Source organism: Brucella sp. 22210 (genome assembly GCF_052045675.1).
Classification (GTDB): domain Bacteria; phylum Pseudomonadota; class Alphaproteobacteria; order Rhizobiales; family Rhizobiaceae; genus Brucella.
Map to the genome: position 1 here is coordinate 1 of NZ_JBQEPD010000033.1, position 20,800 is coordinate 20,800.

Sequence of the window (20,800 nt, forward strand, 5' to 3'; positions counted from 1 at the left end):
CCGGGAATTAGAATTTTCCGGCTCTTATGCCAATGGCGGGCTGATGACGCCATCGGGATTATGCAAGGCAATCGGCACGTTATATCCGATTGCCGAGTGAGGACGATCCTCATTATAGTGTCGACGCCAATTCTCCAACTTTTCGCGCGCATCTTCAAGCGTTAAGAACCAGTGTGCGTTCAGGCACTCGGCGCGAAGCTTACTGTTGAAGGCTTCGATGAACCCGTTATCCCTCGGCTTTCCGGGTCGGGAGAAGTCCAGTGTGACCTTGTTGGCATAGGCCCACAGATCGAGGTCACGCGAAACAAACTCACTTCCATTATCAACCCTTATTGTCTTCGGATAGCCAGCACGACGACACACTTTCTCAAGTGTCTGAACGACATCCTCACCACGATAACTGAAGCGCGGATCGGTTGCCGGCGAGTAGCGTGAATGCGTATCGACAATAGTCAGAATCCGGAGTTTCTTTCCTGTTGCCAGCTGATCATGCACAAAGTCCATCGCCCAAACATCATTCGGCCCGATCGCTTGTTGACGATCCTCACGCAGCTTGGCCTTGACACGACGTTTCGGATGTTTATTCCTGAGCTGAAGTCCTAACTCATTGTATATTCGACGTGTTTTCTTCATGTTGATGGTCCAGCCTTCGCGACGAAGCAGGACGTGTACGCGACGGTAACCCTATCGCACACGGGTTTCACAAATCTCTTTGATCCGCTTCTCAACAGCGGCCTGCACGGTGCGGCGGGACTTGTAATTGATAGTCGATCTTTCGAAGCTTAGTGCTGCACAAGCCCGTCGGATCGATATTCCCCAATCAACAAGCATTCCCGCCACCAGATCACGTTTCCGCGCAGGCCTTAAAGTTTTCGGCGGATCACATCCTGCAACATCTCCCGATCAAGCGTGAGGTCTGCAACAATCCTCTTCAGCCGCGTATTTTCCTCTTCCAAGGCGCGCAGCCGCCGTATCTCATCAGGCAGCAGACCTGCATACTTTTTCTTCCAGTTGAAATAAGTTGCCTGGCTGATCCCGCTCTTGCGACAGATTTCCGCTACCGGAACGCCGTCATCTCCCTGCTTGAGAATAAACACCTTCTGAGCGTCCGAAAACTTCGATGCTTTCATGCCTTCCACTCCTTCTCCCAGCCAGGAAAATAGCGCGGAAAACTCTCATTATAAACGGTCCAGTTTGAAGGGAGCAGAGCAAGTCGTCGCCGCGGGTTGGCTCGCAGCAACATTGGCCGGTGCAGTCGGAGGCGCAGTTGTCGGGGGTGTTGCCGGTGGTCTCTTCGGGGCGCTCACGGAGAGCGGCGTATCAAAAGAAGACGCTCACTTATACGCCGAAGGCGTTCGTCGCGGTGGCTCACTTGTGACCGCTCGTGTGGCGGATGGACGTGTGCCGGAAGCTGACGCTATTCTGGCCGGTGCCAGTCCGGTGGATATCAACGCCCGACGCAAACTCTATGTCCAGGAAGGCTGGCAACGGTTCGACGCGAACGCCGACCCCTATACCGAAGAGGAGATAGAACGGGAACGCAGCCGTTACCTTTAAGGCTTGAGCGGGCGAAAGCCCGCTCCGCCAACCGTGTTAGATTATCAGTCACGATTTTTTTGTCTTATTGCATACAGGAGCTCTTTTCGTCGAGCTAACCAATGTTACCGGTGCAGATTTTCGACATGAAATGCACCAGTTTTTCTTCTTCCCATGGTCCGGGTTATCAATCTCCAGCGCTCCATCAAACGTGAAGTCCGACCGGTTCGGCGCGAGGCGGGAACCAGTCCATAATGAGATGTAACTCAACACTATCTGGTACGCCCGCTTTACTTTCTATCGCAAATTTCCACGCATTATACGATATTTCTGTTTAAGCAGTTCTGTGGCTGTCACGATAACACTCGCTTACGCGGCCCGATCTCTTGGGCCCTGTAATGTCGCCACGGGGAGTCTTAAAAGCAGTGACAACCCTGCCGGCTTCCATTCGCGCGTTAGCGTTGCATTCAGCCCCTGCAACGTCGCCTTTTCGAGCGTCGCTCCGAACCCTTGCCGTTCCGGCGGACTTTGTCGGGCTGAACCTCCCGTCTCTGTCCAGTGAAGGTTCACCATATCACAGTCAGTCTCGATATGAATTGCAAGCCGTCCATTAGGGGATGACAGAGCGCCATACTTCGCGGAATTTGTCGTAAGTTCGTGCAACAGAAGACCAAGAGACGTCAACGTATTTCCAGACAGGGTGATGTCGGACCCTGTAATTTCGAGACGGGAACTCTGCTCGGTTTTGTGAGGTAACACGACCGCCTCGATAAGAGCAGAGACCGAAAAGGACCGCTCAACGCCCCCATCGTCTTTTAGATCAGGCAGTGTCAGTGCATGTGCGTTGGCGAGGGCATTCATACGTGCTCTCAGATCGGCAACAAGTTCTTCCTTGGTGCCCACCGAGCGCGCACTGACCGAAATCAGCCCGGACGCCAGAGCAAAAAGGTTTTTGATCCGGTGATTGATTTCCTGAAGAAGGATGTCTTTTTGATGGGCTGCCATGCGTAGTGCCTCGGCCTGCAGCGCCAGTTCATCTCGCTGCACAGCGAGCTGTTGCTTTTGCCTGTACATTTCAAAAAAAACGTCCGCCTTGCTGCGCAGGATGTCAGGCTCGATCGGCTTCTGGATGAAATCCACGGCGCCCGCTTCATAACCCCGGAAACGACGCTGACCTCCACCACCCGCTGTCACGAATATAATCGGGACATGACGAGTTCGCTCATTGCCCCGCATGAATTCTGCAAGTTGAAATCCGTCAAGTCCGGGCATCTGAACATCAACCAACGCCAGCGCAACATCATGCTGCAACAGCAATTCAAGCGCCTCATCACCGGATTTCGCTTTCAGCAACTGTAACCCTTCGCGTCGGAGGAGACCCTCCAGCACAAGAAGATTTTCTTCAAGATCGTCCACAAGGAGAAACGATACGGGTTTCATGAGTTGGTTTGAACCTTTTTTAGATAAGTTGCTATCGCATCGAGCGACAAAATCTCTGCATGCTCACATTGGCTTAGCGCTGCGTATGGCATTGCTGAGGCATGGGCACTTTCCGGGTTTTGAACAATGGCTTTCCCGCCTGCATCGACGATATGGCGAAGCCCCGCTGCCCCGTCTTCGTTGGCTCCGGTAAGCACAACACCTATCAGGCAGGTGCCGAAGACCTCCGCGGCGCTCTCAAACAGTACGTCAATGGATGGACGCGAATAGAGAACAGGATCATCCTGAGAAAGAGAAAAGCTTCGGTCCGCCTCAATACGCAAGTGATAGTCGGGCGGGGCGAAGTAAATGTTACCCTTTTCAACTGGTTGCTTGTCTTCAGCTTCCCAGACGGAAATATTGCATTTCCGGCTAAAAAGTTCAGCCATCAGGCTTGGCCGGTCAGGCGGAATATGCACGACAACAATAACGGAAAGGCTGTAGTTTAGCGGCAATGACGGCAAAATCGCCGACAAGGCTTCAAACGCGCCTGCAGAAGATCCGATCACGATTGCCTCGGGAGCCAGGGTCTTCACGATGAGACTTTCTGGTAGATCTTTTCTTCGCGTACAAAATCCGCAAATGTGCCGGCGTGATCCGAAAAGCGCACGCTTTCCTTAGCGCCCAGACCCAGGAAACCTTTATGGATAAGCGACTCTTTAAAAAGGCCAAGGACACGATTTTTAAGCGCATGATCGAAATAGATCAGCACATTTCGACAGGATATAAGATGCATTTCGCCGAATACTGCATCAGTGGCAAGGCTGTGATCTGAAAAGACCACGTTACGGCGCAGGGATTTATCAAAGACCACCCGACCATAGGCCGCCTGGTAGTAATCTGACAAAGACGTTCGCCCGCCCGAACGTTGGTGATTTTCTGTGAATGACCGGACACGATCGAGAACGAACACCCCAGCCTCTGCTGCGCTCAGAGCGTCCTGATTGATGTCTGTCGCATAAAAAAGCGTCCGGTCCTCGAGACCTTCTTCACGAAAAAGGATCACCATTGAGTAGAGTTCTTCTCCACTGCTACATCCAGCTATCCAGACTTTAAGCGATGGGTAGGTCCGCAAATGCGGAACCACCTGCTCGCGGATTGCCCGGAAATAATCCGGATCGCGAAACATATCGCTGACCTGGACGGTGAGGAAGCGGAGCAAATGCGACAGCATGTCGGGATCGTGAAGTAGCTGGTTCTGCATGGCGGAGAAACTCGCAAACCCCAGTTGCTCACGCGCCTGTTTCAGACGGCGCCGAATCGAGCCCAGTGAGTAATTCCGAAAATCATAGTGATACCGGAGAAACAACGCCTCCAGGAACAACCTCATTTCAATGTCTTCTGCTGAATCGTTTGAATGGGCTCCCCTCATTTGGGCATCCAGACACGAACAAGCGACAGGAGTTTGTCGACATCAAGTGGTTTGGCCATATAATCATTTGCACCGGCCTCGATGCAACGCTGCTGGTCATCCGGCATTGCCTTGGCAGTCAGTGTGATGATGGGAAGTTTCTTCCACGCCGGGTTTTCACGGATCTTCCGGGTGGCGGCGAGGCCATCCATTACTGGCATCATGATATCCATCAAAAGAATATCAATAGCGGTCGATTCATTGGCTTGGTTCTTCGACAATACATCAAGTGCCTCGCGTCCGTTACGTGCGATAATGACTTCCGCGCCCCGGGGCTCAAGAATGTTGGTGAGGGCATAGATATTGCGGATATCATCTTCAACGACAAGAATTCTGCGACCTTCAAGAAGCGCATCGCGATGGCGGGCTTTCTGAATCATTTTTTGCTGCTCGGGTGGCAGTTCCGAAATGACCTGATGCAGAAAAAGACTGACTTCGTCTAGAAGGCGCTCAGGCGATTTCGCGCCTTTGATAATGATGGACTTGGAGTAACGGCGCAGCTTTTGCTCATTTTCCGCTGAAAGCTCCCGACCAGTATACACAATAACCGGCGGGAACGAGTAAATGTTTTCCTGGCTGAGAGTTTCGAGCAACGCAAAGCCGGAAGTGTCAGGCAGCGAAAGGTCGAGAACCATGCAATCAAAGGTCTGCTCGCGAAGGAGGTTCAGACATTCGGCAGCGCTCGCAGCGGTAAAGGTCTCGACGTCCCCGGAGCCAAGCAGACTGGCAACCGCTTCTCGCTGGTTCTTGTCATCTTCCACAATCAGGACACGGTTCGCACGCCGGGACAGCTTTTTCTCAAGTCCGGCCAGAACATCGACAATTTGCTCGCGGCTGACGGGCTTGCGGAGATAACCGACAGCGCCCAGCGAGATCGCGGTCCGTGTATAATCGCCTGCGGAAATGACGTGGACCGGGATATGCCGGGTGCGAACGTCATTTTTCAAGCCGTCCAATACCGAAAGTCCCGACTGATCGGGCAGTCCAACATCGAGCACGATCGCGTTTGGCGAAAATTCACGCGCGGTTTTGACAGCCTCCTCTGCGGTGCGCGCGACAACACAATGAAAACCCATTTCCCGGGAGAGATCACGGACAATCGCTGCAAATGTCTCATCGTCTTCAATGACGAGGAGTACCCGCTTGTCTCCCCCAATGTCCTCGCGATCATCTGAAAGCTGGCGGGCAACTGCCGCCTCTGACACCGCCCCAGGCATCTCACCAGGGCTTCTCGTCGGCAAAAAGGATGAAGTGGTTGGAGAAATGTCTCTGGCAGACATCGGCCTTAGGGGCAACGTAACCGAAAAGCGGCTGCCCTGTCCGGGCTTACTCTCGACTGCGATAGTTCCTGCAAGAAGGCGCACAAGCTGCCGCGAAATCGAAAGGCCCAGACCGGTGCCGCCAAATCTCCGGCTAATCGTGCTATCAGCCTGATGAAACGCCTCAAAAATGCTGTTGAGCTGATCTTCGGCAATACCGATACCGCTGTCGGTAACCGAAAACACAATCTTGTCGGAGCCTTGCGGCCGGACCGATAGCTCCACTTTACCCTTTTCGGTGAACTTGATTGCATTGGAGATCAGATTTTTGAGGATTTGCTCGAGTCGACGCGGATCGGTCTCGAACGTTTTGGGCAGGTGCTCGTCGAGCGAGATGATGAACTCAAGCTGTTTTTCGCTTGCGACAGGCTCGAACATTTGCCGCAGTCCGTTTGTCAGACGGACGACCGATGCCTCCTCAAGCTGAATCTCAACATGCCCGGCTTCAATTTTTGAAAGATCGAGAATATCGTTGATTAGATTGAGCAGGTCGTTCCCTGACGACTGGATTGTCCGTGCGTACTTGACCTGTTCTTCCGTCAGGTTTTCATGCGGATTATCGGCCAGCAGCTTCGCCAGAATGAGCGAAGAGTTAAGTGGCGTACGTAGTTCGTGCGACATATTTGCGAGGAAGTCGGACTTATACTGGCTTGAACGCTCAAGCTCAGCGGCTTTCAGCTGAACCGATGCATTTGCCCTCTCAAGATCAGATCGCTGAATTTCGAGCTGATTTGCCTGCTCTTCAAGCTGAGTGTTTGTCTGCTCGAGCTCTGCCGCCTGTAGCTCGAGCCGCAACTGCGATTCCTTGAGAACACGACTTTGCTCTTCAAGTTCCTCATTGTTGACACGCAATTCCTCGCCCTGCGCTTGCAGCTCTTCCGACTGTTGCTGGGTTTCCTCCAGAAGGTTTTGCAATTCGCCCCGATAGGATGCCGCTTGCACACTCAGTCCTATTGCTTCGGAAGCTTGCTTTAAAAGCGAGAGAATCATCTCATCCACGGGCTTGAGAAAACCCATTTCCAGCACGGCATTGGTTGAGCCTTCAACCACAGCGGGCAAGATGACGAGATATTTCGGCTTGTCCTGACCTAAAGCGGAACCGAAGGAGAGATAGCCATCAGGCACGTCATCGAGAACGATCAAGCTTCCCTGCGTCGACGCTTGCCCGAGCAGTCCTGCGCGACCAACAAACTCGAGGGGAACGGATTTGCTGTCCGGGATTCCGTAGACAGCTGTACGCCGATAGTGACCGCGCGCTCCACTAAAGAAGGCTCCCGCCACGGCACCAGTATATGCGACGAGATAGTCCAGGACATTTTCGCCAAGCTCATCAATCCGCTGGTCCCCCATCATGGCGGATCCCAGGCCGATTTTTCCTGTTTGCAACCATTCTTCGCGCGAACGGCTGCTTGCAGCCTTGCCCAGAAGATAACCGATCACCACCGTTAGTAGAATTCCAAGAGCGGCGGTCAGCACAGTGCTAATCAATGCCTGCTGCTGTGCGCTTTCCATCTCTGCGAGGCGACTGGTTCGAACCTCGTTTTCAGTCTGGGACATAGCGTCAACCATGCCGCGGATAGCATCCATCTCGACTTTACCACGATCAGAACGGACAAGGTCGAGCGCTGCGCTCAATCCCTGCGTTTTTCGCAGATCGATCGTTTGGGCCATCTCATCGAGTTTTGCCTCGATGCGCTGCTTCAAAATGCCTAGCCGGTCGCTCTGACCGACATTGTCACGCGTCCTTTCAGCAACTTTTTCAAATTCATTCGCAATCGCACCGCGAGCATTTAGGTAAGGGCCGAGATAATCGTCTTCGCCCGTCAGAAGGTAACCTCGCTGGCCCGTTTCTGCGTCCTGAAGGTTTAAAAGCAGGTTTTTAAGGGAGACAATCGCGCGATGTGTTTCAACAATTTTCTGATTGGCAACGCGTATGTTTTGCGTGTTGATATAGGTGACCAAACCACTTCCGGCGAAAAAAAGAACAGCTGCAATCAAACCAATCAGTATGCCTGGCTCAAAACTAAACATGCCCATGAAAGGCCTGCGTTGGGTGGAATTCATAACCGGCTCGCTGCGAGAGAAAAAGGAAGGAGTGGAAGGCGCGCGCCCCTACCGAGACAATTAAGTATGCATCTCACGAAATCGCTTCTCGATCAGCAGCAAACATGATTCTTGTCCTTGGGAACTAAGCCGAAAAATTAGCTTATATAAGGTCCTGCGTCCGTGCACTAGTGGACTTAACGAGCCGTGGATTCGACTGATTGGCAGCGTTTCGACTGCTATTCGTAGGTTGAACACATGTTCAGATAACGGTCCCGACTATTCCCGGCCAACGTCCGTAAGCGAACGATCTCATCTGGAATGCAGCCATGCATCTGAGGTCGCCGGACCAACAGGTGAAATGCCGCAGCGAGCAGATCAGTCACCGTCCTTTTCATTCCAAATGGTAAATCCGATAAGTCCAGTCATTGTGAACAACATCGTGCCGTACAACCAATAAAACCAAACCATTGTGCACCTCCAGCGATATAACGCATTGCGTGAAAAAAGGTTCTTCAGCAATGTTCGAAGTTCGACTTCCCGGAGAATTTAAGCTAAACATACCTACTAGGGTGACATGGTATATTTGGCTTGGCGGTTGCCTTAAATAAGAGCCAAGAACAATCCGATCAGCTCCTTTGCAACTGGCTTATGACTGTTTTATGGGCGAAAAACTGTCCGACCGCCTTTCAACATTACAGGGGCGGACGATCGCTTACGCCAGCGGATAGTTTGGTGATGGCGGCGTCGCGAAGGTGATCAGATTGCCGTCGGCATCACACACTTGCGCCAGCGTTGGATAGTCGCCCGGGATATCCTCACCCAGCATGATTCCCACGTCACGCAGACGTTCCCGTTCGGCGGCAATCAGGAAGTTCGCCCCTCGCATGGCGATTTCGTTATCTGACGAAATACCCACTCGGGCCTGATTGAATAGCTCCCACTGAACGAGGGTGCTTATGTGTCTGTTATCCGGTCCGCGCCCGAACAGTTTCGTATACCAAGCTTCGGCAGAGCTCCAAGGTCCGCAGTCAGCAAAAACGTGTAAATCTTGTGCCGTGACATTCGCTTTCTCCGCCAAGGTGCTGCCGAAGGCTATTGCCAGTGTTTTCTGGCACTAAAAAGTTCATTCTCAGAGGCTTGAAACGCGGCGCAGCATCACTAAATCGACCCCGTCATTCCAACACACTTCGTTCGATCAATTGGAGGTTTCGATGAGCGACCGTTTGTTTGACAGTCCAATTTTTGTAAAGGACGGCAAATTTCTGATCAGAGAGATTGCAGGGCCGATTGATGCAATAGATTTTCTTTATGAATGGCCACAGGATGATCGAGACGTCATTTATGAAGTGGCATGGAGCGCCTGTTGTGACGCTCACAGCGGGCAGAAACCACTAATTGTGGCGCAAAATGCCTTTGAAGGCTTCGCTCGAAAACGCAACATTCTTGAAAAACCTGAGGCTGCTATGCCGTGGATGGCTTCCCATAGCAATGGTGGTGGCCGCGTTCCGGTTTGAGGGAAGGTCAATGCATTGGTATTTTCTGATTGAAGTCCCCATCCTCGCTGCATTGCTCTGTGTCATATCCGTGCTTTTCTGGGACACTAGACGGCGTCAATAGCTTTAAACCCCGGCTAGTCCGGGGTTTTGTTTTTTCCGGCAAAGAAAAAGGCGGTCTCAACGGGGGGCTTCTTTAGTGGACCGCAGTATCGGGAAATCAGCTGGCAACATTTCCTTACAAATCTATGTTTGAGAGCGGTGCAAAAGTGAGACTAGTATTTCACAGGGCGATCTGGACATTCGCCTTCTCTATGCAGGTTAGCTCCTACCTGCTGACTGCGCGTAGCGTAGTAATGGGGAGACGCAATCCCTCCCCGCGTCTCCCTGTTCCTCTTAACCGAACGCAAAACATCACGATTCACAGTTATATTCTGCAATCTGCCGAATGCGATGCACTGAATGTTCGAGTACAAGAGAAGTAGCAGACATATTTCTATCTTATTCTGAGTTACTAGATACATACGCGCTCCGCGTTACTGATGGCAGCGTAAAGATAACAGAAGGATACACGGTATGAAGAATTTCATTATAGGTGCGGTTGCTTTGTCACTTGCAGGTGCCTTTGTACCTGTCATTGCCAACGCTGCGCCAGCACATAAGGGGCATCAGGCTCAGCGACACGTCAAGCCGAAGCCGAAGCGCTGCCACATGGAAAGGAAACGCGTACGGTATCATGGTCGATGGGTTGTTCGCTCGATAAGAGTTTGCCGGTGATATTGATAAAATACTTCTATTGAGGCGCTCATATTTGGGCGCCTATTTTTTACACAGCAAAATTTCAATCTGGAAACACTCGTTTACAATAGTTCTCTTGTAAAACCCTAAAATGCATGTACAAAACCGTCTGGTGGAGGCACCTCCATGCAAACTATTTGACTGTGAATCATTTAGTTTGATCCTGTGAAATAAAATTCACAGGAACCGAGGAGCGGAACCTAATGCCCCCCAAGGTTGTAAATTCCGCTCCTCGTCATTTTTTTTCCATGTAGTAACAAATTACATTCACTTCATCAACATATTGCTTTATGACCTAATTCGCTGCGGCACTAACAATATAGTTTGAAAGCTATGGTTTGTCTTGCGTGCATCGCAGCAGATTGATCAATTTTAATACTGACATTCATACTCTTTATAGCGGATTATATTTATTACAGCGCTTAATAGGATTCAATTTTATAAAACATAAAAATGGCAAATTGCCGCTTAATTGGGGATAGCCATGCATAACCTTGGAACTGAATAGTTATTCCTCGCGATTATCGCGCCGCTATTGATCATGGCGGATCATCATTATTTTGATCGCCTCTAATCTCCTCCCGTCTGTCGGGTGTGAGACGCGACCTACCGTTACACTGCCGATTTTCATTTCAAGATGAACCGGTTTTTCGTTTCGCTCAGATCGCTAAAGCAGTGGCGTCATTTTGGCAGTTTTCCATTTTTGACAGCAAATCTTAATCACGGATAGTTGAATAAGGCTTGAAATTACTTATCTCTGGGCCACCGAATTATCGTAAGGGGCCGACCTCATGGAATTTCTTGCTGAGCATCTGGCGTTTCTATCCAGCCCTGGCGGCTGGGCTGCACTGATAACGCTAGTGACGATGGAAATCGTCCTCGGCATCGACAACCTGATATTCATTTCGATTCTTACGAACAAACTGCCCGCTCATTTGCAATCGAAAGCGAGGCGGATCGGAATAGGTGCCGCACTTATACTGCGTCTGGCGCTTCTCTTCACGATCTCGATCATCGTGCAGCTCAAAGAACCAATCTTCGAAGCCTTTGGCCACGGTTTTTCCTGGCGCGACATCATCCTTATTGCAGGTGGTCTTTTCCTTGTCTGGAAAGCAACGAAGGAAATCCATCACACGGTCGATCCAAATGACGGCAAAGAAAACATCGGTGGCAAAGTGGCCGAGTTAACGATGGGCGCTGCCATCGTGCAAATTCTCATTCTCGATCTGGTTTTCTCGGTCGACTCGATTATTACTGCAGTTGGCATGACAGACGAGATCGCCATCATGGTGATCGCTGTTCTCGCCGCCGTGACAGTGATGCTGTTGGCCGCGGATCCGCTATCGCGCTTTATCGCCGCCAATCCGACAATCGTTATGCTGGCGCTGAGCTTCCTCCTGATGATCGGCATGACGCTCATCGCCGATGGCTTTGGCTTCCATGTGCCGAAGGGCTACATTTATGCAGCCATGGGCTTCTCGGCACTCGTCGAGGCGCTGAATATGCTGGCGCGACGAAATCCGGAGAAAAAGTAACACAATTCCAACCCAAAGAGGGCCGTGCCAAACGACTTCGGCCCTAAGATGTTTAGATTGCAAAGACAGATTTATCGTCTGCGATCAGGTGAGAATAAATGATAAAGAAACCAAGCCAACCGTCCAGACGAGGCAGACCAAGCCGATCAGATTGTGGCCCTACATGAGCCTTTCCGCTCGCGCTCGCATTGCTGGCTTAAGTTCGAGTGAATGACGCGCGATCTTGTCGAAACAGACGGACGTTGTCTCATTGATGGCGCGCAGGTCCCCATCAAGCGAACCAGCCATTATCTGGCGAAACGTGATTGATGAACGCCCCACCTTCAGGACCTGAGAGCGGATCGTCAGCAAGTCCCCGGCGGGCGCTTCCTTTTTATATTCCATTGTCGAGCGCACATCCGCCCAACCGAAACCCTCATCCGGGATTTTCCCGGCAATGTGGCCCAACAGCTGAAAGCTCGCATCGTCGAACATCCCGGCATAATACCGGACATTCATATGTCCCATGACGTCGCACATCCACGGATGTACGACGCCGATAAAAGTCACAAGACCGCTCATCGCGCTACCGACTGATAGCCGCCCAGGAAAGCGGTGAGATTGTCGCCCAGCGCATCGCAAAGATAACCACCTTCCTGAACGATGACAGTTGGCAGCCGAAGCTTTGCAATCGCTTCGGCAATGCGCCCGAAACCGCCAGTGGTAACCGACAATCCGCCGAATGGATCACCCTCAAACGGGTCAAGACCAAGTGCTACCACCAGCGCATCTGGCGCGAATGCTTCTATACGACGGAAAGCCGTATCAAGCGACGAGAGGAACTCGTCATCGCCAGATTTGCGTGGCAGAGGCAGATTGAGATTGTAGCCGAGCCCAGCGCCTTCACCGCGTTCATCGGCATGGCCCCAGAAGAATGGATAGAAGCGCAACGGATCGGCGTGGATCGAGACTGTCAGCACATCGGGACGCGCATAGAAAATGCCTTGCGTCCCGTTACCGTGATGCAGATCAACATCCAGGATTGCGACGCGTTCAGCCTTTGACCGTAGATGCTGGGCCGCGACTGCCGAATTATTGACGAAACAAAAGCCGCCAGCAACATCGGCAAAGGCGTGATGCCCCGGTGGACGGCAGAGCGCATAGGCCGCCACCTCGCCCGCAAGCACCGCATCGGCGGCGTCAACCGCGCTCCAGGCACTCCAGCACACGCTTTCCCATGTGTGTTCTGCTATCGGGCACGCCGTATCGGCCATGTGATAGCCAACCTGCCCGACGGCGGACGCGGGATAGCGGCCGTCACGCGTCAACGGATGAATGTTCGGGATGACCTCTTCCGAAGCTTCCTCGATGCGCCGCCAACGCGGATAGATGTGCTGCAGGAACTCCAGATATTCCGGCGTATGCACGGCAGCTATCGGACCGAGACCGTGATTTTTCGGACGGATAATCTCGCAGCCCACAGCCTTTGCGCCGGAGAGCAGGCGCTCGACACGCTCCGGTTGCTCGGGGTTTGGCTTCGGCGCACCGCTGGAAAGAAAGGCTTTCGGATCGTGACGCTTTTGCTCAACAGCGTAGAAGGCTTTCATGATTACTCCCTAATTTGCGTTGATACGCGCCAGACGGGCAAAATCCTCGCCATAAGCGCCATGATCGAGGTCGGCTTCGATCCAGCCGATACCCAGCCGCTGGTAAAAGCGCCGCGCGGCAATATTGTCCCGATCCACAGCCAGCCGCAGATAGACGCCGCCCCGCGCTGTCGACCACGAGGCGACATGGCGGAGCAAAACCTCGCCCACCCGCCGACCGCGAAACGCCTCGACAACATAGAGATCCTGCACAAAGACACCCGGCTTTCCGAGCCATGTCGAGAAAATCGGGAAGAACAGTGCCAGCCCGGCAAATACCTCGTCCACCTCGGCGATCAGACTGGTAAAAGCAGCGTTGGGACCAAAGCCGTGGTTGCGAAAATCTTCTACCGTGCTGGAGACTTTGCCCGCAGCGCCAAGCCCCGCGCCCATCACGCGGATCGCCTCGTGAATCTGTTCAGCATCGGCAGGCTCGGCGAGCCGGATCACAACGCCCGCTTTGCTATCCAACACGATCTTTGGCATCAGAACGCCACCCTGTCTCCACCCTTCAGGCCCAGATAGTCGCGCACTTCGTCAGGTGTAGCAACTTCCAGCGACAAGCCGTCCAGGATGCTACGGATGCGCCGCACCTGATCGGCATTGCTCTTGGCCAGTTTTCCCCGACCGTCATAGAGACTGTCTTCCAGACCGACACGCACATTGCCACCCATGGCCGCTGCCATTGTGATCATCGGAATCTGGTGTCGCCCTGCCGCCAGAACCGAGAAGGAATAGTCGTCGCCGAACAGCTTGTCTGCAATGCGCTTCATATGCATGAGGTTGTCCGGGTCTGCACCAATGCCGCCCAGAATACCGAAGACGAACTGGATGAAGAGATGACCGGTCACCAGTCCACGATCACGGAAATGGGCCAGCGAATAGAGATGGCCGACATCGTAGCATTCGAACTCGAAGCGTGTACCGCAACCCCGACCAAGACTGGTCAGAATGCCTTCCATATCAGCGAAAGTGTTCTTGAAGATCGAATGGCGCGTTGCCTCCAATAGTTCGGGTTCCCAAGCGTGCTTCCACTCGCGTGGCTTGTCGAGGGCTGGAAACAGCGCGAAATTCATCGAGCCCATATTGAGAGAACACATTTCCGGTTGCGCCTTGAGCGGCGCAGCCAGACGGTCATCCAGCGTCATCAATGACGAGCCGCCGGTGGAAATATTCACCACCGCCGCGGTCGACTGCTTGATACGCGGCAGGAACTGCATGAACAGATCCGGATTGGCGGATGGTCTGCCGTCACGGGGATCGCGAGCATGAAGATGCAGAATGGATGCGCCCGCTTCCGCCGCCGCAATGGCCTCACTGGCGATCTCCTCCGGCGTAACCGGCAGATGCGGCGACATGGTTGGAGTGTGCACGGAGCCCGTCACTGCGCAGGTGATGATCACCTTGCGCTGTGTTTTCTTCTTATCGGTCATGATCCGGTTTCCTTATGCGTTCACGGGCAGCTTGAGTTCACGCGACAGAACCTCCAGCGTATCGTCAAGGATCGCGGTGATCTCGCCGACCTGTTCTCGACTCACGATCATCGGCGGACAGACGAGAAAGTGATCGCCTTCAACACCACCCCGCGTGCGGCGCGAATAGATGATCAGACCGCGCTCATAGGCAAGATCGACCATGCGCTGATGGGCGTTCAGTTCCTTCGGCAACGGCTTCATGGTTTCAGGATCTGACACGAATTCGGCGGCCAGCAACAACCCCTTGCCGCGCACATCACCGATGAACGGGAAGCGCTTCGCCAGTCCTTCCAGCTCGCCCTTCAGCGCATCGCCCATATGGGCGGCATTGCCGACCAGATCGAGACGATCAATCTCCTGAAGCACCGCCTTGCCTGCCGCGCAAGCCAGCGGATTGCCCGCATAAGTGAAGCCGTGCAGGAAGCCACCAGCATCCAGAACCGGCTGCACGATGCGCCCCGGCGCCGCCATTGCGCCAAGCGGGCAATAACCAGAGGCGAAACCCTTCGAAAGCGCGATGAGATCGGGCTTGCAGTTCCAGTGGTCGCCGCCAAGAAACTTGCCGGTGCGTCCTGCGCCGCTCATCACCTCGTCGTGGATGAGCAGGATGCCATAACGGTCGCAGATTTCGCGGATACGCGGATAGTAACTGTCGGGCGCGACCAGCGCGCCGGTCGATGCTCCACCGATCGGCTCCATGATGAAGGCGAGTACGCTTTCAGGACCTTCTTCCTGAATCTTCTCCTCCAGCATGTCGGCATACTTCTGGCCGCGCTGTTCCATCGTGAGATTGTCGCGATCGAGATAGGCAGTCGGTGCGGGGACTTTCGGCATTTCGCGCATGATGGGTGCGAAAGGCTCGCTCAAAGCCGCATAGCCGGTGACCGCCAGCGCCCCAAGCGTACCGCCATGGTAAGACGGAAACCGCGAAATCACTTTCCAGCGTGTGCCCTGCCCGGTCGCAACCGCCCATTGGCGGGCAAGCTTGATGCAGGATTCCACTGCTTCCGAACCACCGGACACGAAGAAAATCTTGTCCAGACCTTCCGGCATACGTTCGGCGGCCATGCGCGCCAGATCTTCCGCCGGCTCGTTTTCGAAATGGAGACGATAAGCGAAGGTGACGCGATCCATCTGCTCTTTCATGGCGTCAAGCACGTTGCGATTGCCGTGGCCGATATTGACCACCATCGCGCCGCTAGACCCGTCGATGACACGGCGTCCGTCCTGATCCCAGATATAGATACCTTCGGCACGATCCACCAGTGGCCTGCGCAGGCGCGACTGGTAGAAAAGATGCGATGTCGGGCGTTCGTTCTGTGCTTTTGTGTTGAGCATGGCGTTACTCTGTCAGCGCTTGAGATATTGGTTAAGAACATTGGCGGTCACACGCTCGACCATGCGGTCGCCACGTTTGAGAGCCGCGACCCACTCACAGCTTCCGGCGTGGAAAACCTCGCCCTTGCCGCGCGGGAAATTGACGATCATTCCGCAGCCGCGCTTGATGCGTTCGACGGCTGCATCGCCATTGTCGCCGATCAGCGTATCGGCTACAAATTTGGCATCGGCATCGGAGAGGAACTGGTCGTCAGCTGGAATATCCGCGCTCTCTTCCTTGAGAGACGACATGCCAAGCGCCAGAATCTGCAATCCATCAGGTGCGCCGCTGCCCTCCTCCGGTTCAGGCAGACCGCCCCGGATCACATAGTCGAGCCCGTCGACCTCATAGCCGAAGGCGTGACCGTCAGCGCCCAGGAGATCACCGTAATAGATGCCCGTTCCCGCAAAGGCCCAATGTTCCGGGCGATAGACCGGAAAACCGCGCACGCCACGCGGGGCGCAACCACCCCAGCCGACATAAAGCCCGCGCAGCGCATTGAGGCCGAAGGTTTCGGCAGCAGGCCGTCCGGCTTCCGTCGCTTCCCAGCAACCGCTGGTGCGCCGTGGATCAGCGGAGCGATAGACCGGGTCTTCAGCGCGGGCGCGATATTTGTAACAAGTCTGGCGCTTGCCATCATCCTCAAGCCGCGTCTGCCACATGAAGTTGCCCGCAAAACGGGCCGCACGGCCGCCGCCATCGACAAAATGATCGACGGCATCGCGCATTTCCCACGTCCAATATTCGTCGTGACCGACAAAGGCCACGCAATCATAACCGTCGAGGATTTCCGGCGAGAAATGCAGCTCATGCTGGCTGGCGAGATCAATCGCAAAGCCTTCCCGTTCAGCCCAGCGGAAGAACAGGCTGTCATAGCTCGCCCAGCCGGACGAGGCATATTTCTTGGAATAGCCATTGGCAAAGGCCCATTCCATATGCGGATAACGCGGAGGTGCCGCGGGCCGCGTCACAAATTCCAGCGGCACGCGGGGCGCATCGGACGGCAGCAGCGCAAAGCCACGGCAGAACGGACGCTCGATGCTTACCGTCGTCGCATATTGATCGCCATTCGGTCCGGTAATGCCCTGATAGTGATTGGAACCGCCCCAGGTATTGTAGGCCGTCCACGTGCCGGTCGCGGCAACCTGCAGGATGCGACCGGGCTTACGGCCTGCCGCAGGTCGCAGGACGAAAAGATGGTGGCAATGGATCAGCTGACCGTCATTGCCTTCGGCTTTCAGCGTGATGCGATAGGCGCCGGAAGGCCAGTTCTCATCCGTCTTGAACGAAAATGTCGTCTCCCAGCCGCAGCCCACAACGGAACATTGGGCTGGCGTTTCCTGCCATTTGCAGTCTATCCCTCGCTTTAAGAAGACAGGCTTTTCAACCGCCCCATCCCGCACGATTTCGATATCGAAACGCGACGCGGTCGCACTCACCTGCAAATGAACCGTTGCGCCCGGCAGATAAGAATAGGCATCGGTGTAGCACCAGATTTCGCCACGCGGCCCGTCCATGCCGGGATATTCATAATAATGGCCAAGCACAGCTTCGCGCCGCTGCGCCGAGGTCAGTCCGAAATCGGGAAACTCCCCAAAATCGGCGAACTCATTGGCGTTTCTCTCGTTCATGCCATCACCTCACGCGGCCAGATATTTCTTGAGGAAGGAGCGGGTACGCTCCTGCACGGGATTGCTCAAAATCTGATCCGGCGGCCCCTCTTCCACCACCACACCGCCATCCATGAACAGGATGCGATCTGCCACTTCGCCCGCAAATCGCATCTCATGCGTGACGATCAGCATCGTCATATGTTCAGCGGCAAGCTGCTTCATGACGGCATTGACTTCATCCACCAGTTCGGGATCGAGTGCCGAAGTCGCCTCGTCGAACAGCATGACTTTCGGCTGCATGGCGAGCGCACGGGCAATGGCCACACGCTGCTTCTGACCGCCAGACAGCCGCGAGGGGTAGACGTCGATCTTGTCGGCAAGCCCGACCTTTTTCAGAAGCTCCAGCGCCAGTGTACGAGCAGCGTCCTTCGTCATGCCCTTGAGTTTGATGGGGCCGAGCGTGATGTTTTCCAGCACTGTCAGATGCGGAAACAGGTTGAAGTGCTGGAACACCATGCCCATCTGCTGGCGCACGGCATTGATGTGCTTCTCGAAAGCCTGCCCGATGAGAGGTTGATTGACCTGCATGCCATCAAGCCAGACTTCACCGCCATTCAGCGCTTCTAGATGATTGATCGAGCGCAGAAGCGTGCTCTTTCCGGAGCCGCTGGGGCCGATGATGGCGACGATCTGGCCACGCGCCACGGAAAGGTCGATACCTTTCAACACTTCCAGCTCGCCATAGGCTTTGCGGGCACCCTTCACTTCGACCATCGGCTTTGCGGTATTGGGGCTGCTCATCGCGTGACCTCCACTTTTCTTTCAATGCGCCGCAGGCTGGCTTCCAGAACCAGATTGACCACGTAGTAAATGGCGGCGATGGTGATGTAGAATTCGAACGGGCTGAAGGTTTCGCTGATGGCAAGCTGCGCGCTGTGCACCAGTTCCGCAATGCCGATGATCGAAACCAGCGACGTATCCTTCAAAAGAACGATCATATTGTTGCCGATGGGCGGGATCGTATTGCGCACCGCCTGCGGGATGACAATGTAGCGCAAAGCTTGACCATGGCTGAAGCCGATGGAACGCGCGCCTTCCATCTGACCCGGATCGACCGCCACGATACCCGCACGGATGATATCGGCATTATAGACGGCAAAGTGGAGGCTAAGGCCGATGATGCCCGCGCCAAGTGCCGGAATATCGATACCGAACTGAACCAGCCCGAAATAGATCAGGAACAGCTGCAACAGAAGCGGCGTTCCCATGAACAGCCACATGAAGAGCCGCACCGGCCATGCGAGAATCTTGGGCGCGTAAAGCACCACCAGCGCAAAGATGATGCCGAGCACAAAGCTGAGGAAAGCCGACGCTATGGTCAGAACCAGCGTCCACCACAGTCCTGTCAAAAGCAGATCCGTATAGGGAGCGACGATGCTGAAATCGAGAGCTTGCATCCTGTCCTCCCTCACTGCGCCGCGAAGCGCTTGTCGAGAAGATCGACCCCGCGCGCCACGATATAGATGATGATCATGTAGAGAACAGCTGCAACACCGAAAATCTCGAACGGCTTGTAGGTGGAACCGATGAAACGCTGCGCTGTATAGGTCAGCTCAACCACTGAAATGGTGGAAACCAGCGCGGAGCCCTTCAGGAGCGCAATCGTGTTGACACCGAGAGGGCGGATCATCAGCCGGGCTGCCTGAGGTAGAACAACGAACCGCATCGTCTGCCCGCGCCCGAAACCGATAGAACGGGCGGCTTCCGCCTGGCCGCGATCAACGCTTTGAATTGCGCCGCGGATCGACTCCGACATATAGGCGCCGATATTCAACCCCAAACCGATGACGCCAGCGGCAAATGGTTCCAGATTGATGCCGATCTGCGGACCGCCGAAATAGAGAATGAAGAGTTGCACAAGGCAAGGTGTGCCACGAAAGACGTTCACATAAGCTGCCGCAAGCCATCGCAGGATGACCGAGCGGGATAGACGCCCGTTAACGAGGACCGCCGCGACGGCCAGACCCAACACCAGAGCCAGAGCAGAAATTTGGACAGTCACCAATGCCGCCTCCAGAAAAAACGGGAGGACGCGCAACATCAACGCAAAATCCATCGGAAAACTCCGGTCAATCGGTTCTCAACCGGCCCGGACATATGCCGGGCCGGGATGACGCATCAGCGAATATCGCTGCCAACCCATTGCATCGAGATCTTCTCATAGGTGCCGTCGGCCATGATCTCGTCGAGAGCCTTCTGCATTGCAGCCTTCAGCTCTGGATTGTTCTTGCGGATGGCGATGCCGATGGCGACGCTGCCGCCTTCAATATCGGGCGTATCGAGCCTACGCACCTTCTGTCCGGTTTCCTTGATCGCCACCATGACAGGGATGTTGTCAACGACGATTGCGTCGACACGACCGGCATTCAGTTCGAGCATCAGCTCCGGCAGGCCCTTATAGGTGCGAATGGTCCAGCCACCCTGCTCGCGCACCCATTTTTCATGGGTTTCACCAAGCGTGACGCCTAGCGTCTTGTCTTTAAGATCATCGAGCTTTTGAACCGTAGAGTCTTCCTTCACGAAAACCGCGCGGCCCGCGTGATAGTACGGTCCAACAAAATCCACGGCCTTCTCGCGTTCCGGCGTAATCGTCATGGAGCCAACCACCGTGTCGAACTTGCCTGCTCGAAGACCCGCGACGATACCGTCCCATGCAGTGGTGATAAGCTGTGGCTTGAGCTGCATGCGTTCGGCAATCGCCGAACCGATGGAAGCGTCGAATCCCACCACTTCATTCTTCTCATTGACGAAATTGAACGGCGGGTACTGGCCACTCATGGCGATCTTCAACTCGCCCGCTGCCTTGATCTTTTCAAGATCATCCGCCTGTGCAGGTGCAACCGCAAAGACTGTGGTGGCTGCAATCGCGGCTGCGGCAATGAAACCCGTGAATTTGTTAAACATGCTGTTCCCGACTTCCCTTTGTTTGTTTTTCTTGAGGCTTTTTGATGCCTTCCAATATTCATGATTGCTTTTATGGATGCATTTCGCAAATAGATAATGGGAATGGATTGCATAGATTTCATGAATGG

Annotated in this window: 17 protein-coding genes and 2 pseudogenes; 3 read left to right on the top strand and 16 right to left on the bottom strand. The window is 54.2% G+C overall.

Annotated elements, in window-relative coordinates; genetic code table 11:
- Positions 1-24 precede the first annotated feature (24 nt).
- Positions 25-1,130: pseudogene (locus tag ACTJKP_RS22815) on the bottom strand (IS3 family transposase).
- A gap of 76 nt (positions 1,131-1,206) precedes the next feature.
- On the opposite strand from ACTJKP_RS22815, the pseudogene ACTJKP_RS22820 reads away from it, so the two are divergent.
- Positions 1,207-1,557: pseudogene (locus ACTJKP_RS22820) on the top strand (hypothetical protein); the annotation flags it as partial.
- A gap of 348 nt (positions 1,558-1,905) precedes the next feature.
- Here the strand turns inward: ACTJKP_RS22820 and ACTJKP_RS22825 are convergent.
- The 5 genes from ACTJKP_RS22825 to ACTJKP_RS22845 all read right to left on the bottom strand — a co-directional run bounded on the left by ACTJKP_RS22825 (position 1,906) and on the right by ACTJKP_RS22845 (position 8,707).
- Positions 1,906-2,976 (bottom strand): response regulator, encoded by a 1,071-nt coding sequence (locus tag ACTJKP_RS22825; RefSeq protein ID WP_440632291.1) that lies wholly within the window; start codon positions 2,974-2,976, stop codon positions 1,906-1,908.
- Positions 2,973-3,551, bottom strand: coding sequence for a chemotaxis protein CheB (locus ACTJKP_RS22830; protein WP_440632292.1), 579 nt, complete (start codon positions 3,549-3,551; stop codon positions 2,973-2,975). Before ACTJKP_RS22830 ends, ACTJKP_RS22825 begins: the two co-directional genes overlap by 4 nt.
- Positions 3,548-4,387 carry a CheR family methyltransferase gene (locus ACTJKP_RS22835; protein WP_440632293.1) on the bottom strand — a complete coding sequence of 280 codons (840 nt, stop codon included), beginning with the start codon at positions 4,385-4,387 and terminating at the stop codon, positions 3,548-3,550. The genes ACTJKP_RS22830 and ACTJKP_RS22835 overlap by 4 nt, the downstream gene beginning before the upstream one ends.
- Entirely contained in the window at positions 4,384-7,809 is a 3,426-nt protein-coding gene (locus ACTJKP_RS22840; RefSeq protein WP_440632294.1) for a response regulator, read from the bottom strand. The genes ACTJKP_RS22835 and ACTJKP_RS22840 overlap by 4 nt, the downstream gene beginning before the upstream one ends.
- Before the next feature lie 694 nt (positions 7,810-8,503).
- On the bottom strand, positions 8,504-8,707 hold the full coding sequence (locus ACTJKP_RS22845; RefSeq protein WP_440632295.1) for a hypothetical protein: 204 nt from the start codon (positions 8,705-8,707) through the stop codon (positions 8,504-8,506).
- Between the two features lie 295 nt (positions 8,708-9,002).
- Between ACTJKP_RS22845 and ACTJKP_RS22850 the strand changes: the two genes are divergently transcribed.
- Entirely contained in the window at positions 9,003-9,305 is a 303-nt protein-coding gene (locus ACTJKP_RS22850) for a DUF982 domain-containing protein (RefSeq protein WP_440632296.1), read from the top strand.
- Between the two features lie 1,568 nt (positions 9,306-10,873).
- On the top strand, positions 10,874-11,617 hold the full coding sequence (locus ACTJKP_RS22855; protein ID WP_440632297.1) for a TerC family protein: 744 nt from the start codon (positions 10,874-10,876) through the stop codon (positions 11,615-11,617).
- A 159-nt stretch (positions 11,618-11,776) separates the two neighbouring features.
- Here ACTJKP_RS22855 and ACTJKP_RS22860 read toward each other — a convergent pair whose 3' ends face one another.
- From ACTJKP_RS22860 to ACTJKP_RS22905, 10 genes are all read right to left on the bottom strand, one after another.
- Positions 11,777-12,178: an acyl-CoA thioesterase gene (locus tag ACTJKP_RS22860; protein ID WP_440632298.1), complete on the bottom strand. Its 402-nt coding sequence runs from the start codon at positions 12,176-12,178 to the stop codon at positions 11,777-11,779.
- Positions 12,175-13,203 carry a histone deacetylase family protein gene (locus ACTJKP_RS22865; protein WP_440632299.1) on the bottom strand — a complete coding sequence of 343 codons (1,029 nt, stop codon included), beginning with the start codon at positions 13,201-13,203 and terminating at the stop codon, positions 12,175-12,177. The genes ACTJKP_RS22860 and ACTJKP_RS22865 overlap by 4 nt, the downstream gene beginning before the upstream one ends.
- A gap of 9 nt (positions 13,204-13,212) precedes the next feature.
- Positions 13,213-13,728 carry an N-acetyltransferase family protein gene (locus ACTJKP_RS22870; protein WP_440632300.1) on the bottom strand — a complete coding sequence of 172 codons (516 nt, stop codon included), beginning with the start codon at positions 13,726-13,728 and terminating at the stop codon, positions 13,213-13,215.
- Positions 13,728-14,675 (bottom strand): 3-keto-5-aminohexanoate cleavage protein, encoded by a 948-nt coding sequence (locus ACTJKP_RS22875; RefSeq protein WP_440632301.1) that lies wholly within the window; start codon positions 14,673-14,675, stop codon positions 13,728-13,730. Before ACTJKP_RS22875 ends, ACTJKP_RS22870 begins: the two co-directional genes overlap by 1 nt.
- A 12-nt stretch (positions 14,676-14,687) precedes the next feature.
- Entirely contained in the window at positions 14,688-16,055 is a 1,368-nt protein-coding gene (locus tag ACTJKP_RS22880; RefSeq protein ID WP_440632302.1) for an aminotransferase family protein, read from the bottom strand.
- Positions 16,056-16,067: 12 nt separating this feature from the next.
- On the bottom strand, positions 16,068-17,726 hold the full coding sequence (locus tag ACTJKP_RS22885) for a N,N-dimethylformamidase beta subunit family domain-containing protein (protein ID WP_440632303.1): 1,659 nt from the start codon (positions 17,724-17,726) through the stop codon (positions 16,068-16,070).
- 9 nt (positions 17,727-17,735) lie between these two features.
- A complete protein-coding gene (locus tag ACTJKP_RS22890; RefSeq protein ID WP_440632310.1) occupies positions 17,736-18,482 on the bottom strand; it encodes an amino acid ABC transporter ATP-binding protein in 747 nt (248 codons plus the stop codon).
- A 23-nt stretch (positions 18,483-18,505) separates the two neighbouring features.
- A complete protein-coding gene (locus ACTJKP_RS22895; RefSeq protein WP_440632304.1) occupies positions 18,506-19,165 on the bottom strand; it encodes an amino acid ABC transporter permease in 660 nt (219 codons plus the stop codon).
- Between the two features lie 11 nt (positions 19,166-19,176).
- The gene (locus ACTJKP_RS22900) at positions 19,177-19,824 is read right to left on the bottom strand and encodes an amino acid ABC transporter permease (RefSeq protein WP_440632305.1); all 648 of its coding nucleotides are present in this window, start codon (positions 19,822-19,824) and stop codon (positions 19,177-19,179) included.
- Positions 19,825-19,886: 62 nt separating this feature from the next.
- A complete protein-coding gene (locus ACTJKP_RS22905) occupies positions 19,887-20,672 on the bottom strand; it encodes an ABC transporter substrate-binding protein (protein WP_440632306.1) in 786 nt (261 codons plus the stop codon).
- Positions 20,673-20,800 lie beyond the last annotated feature (128 nt).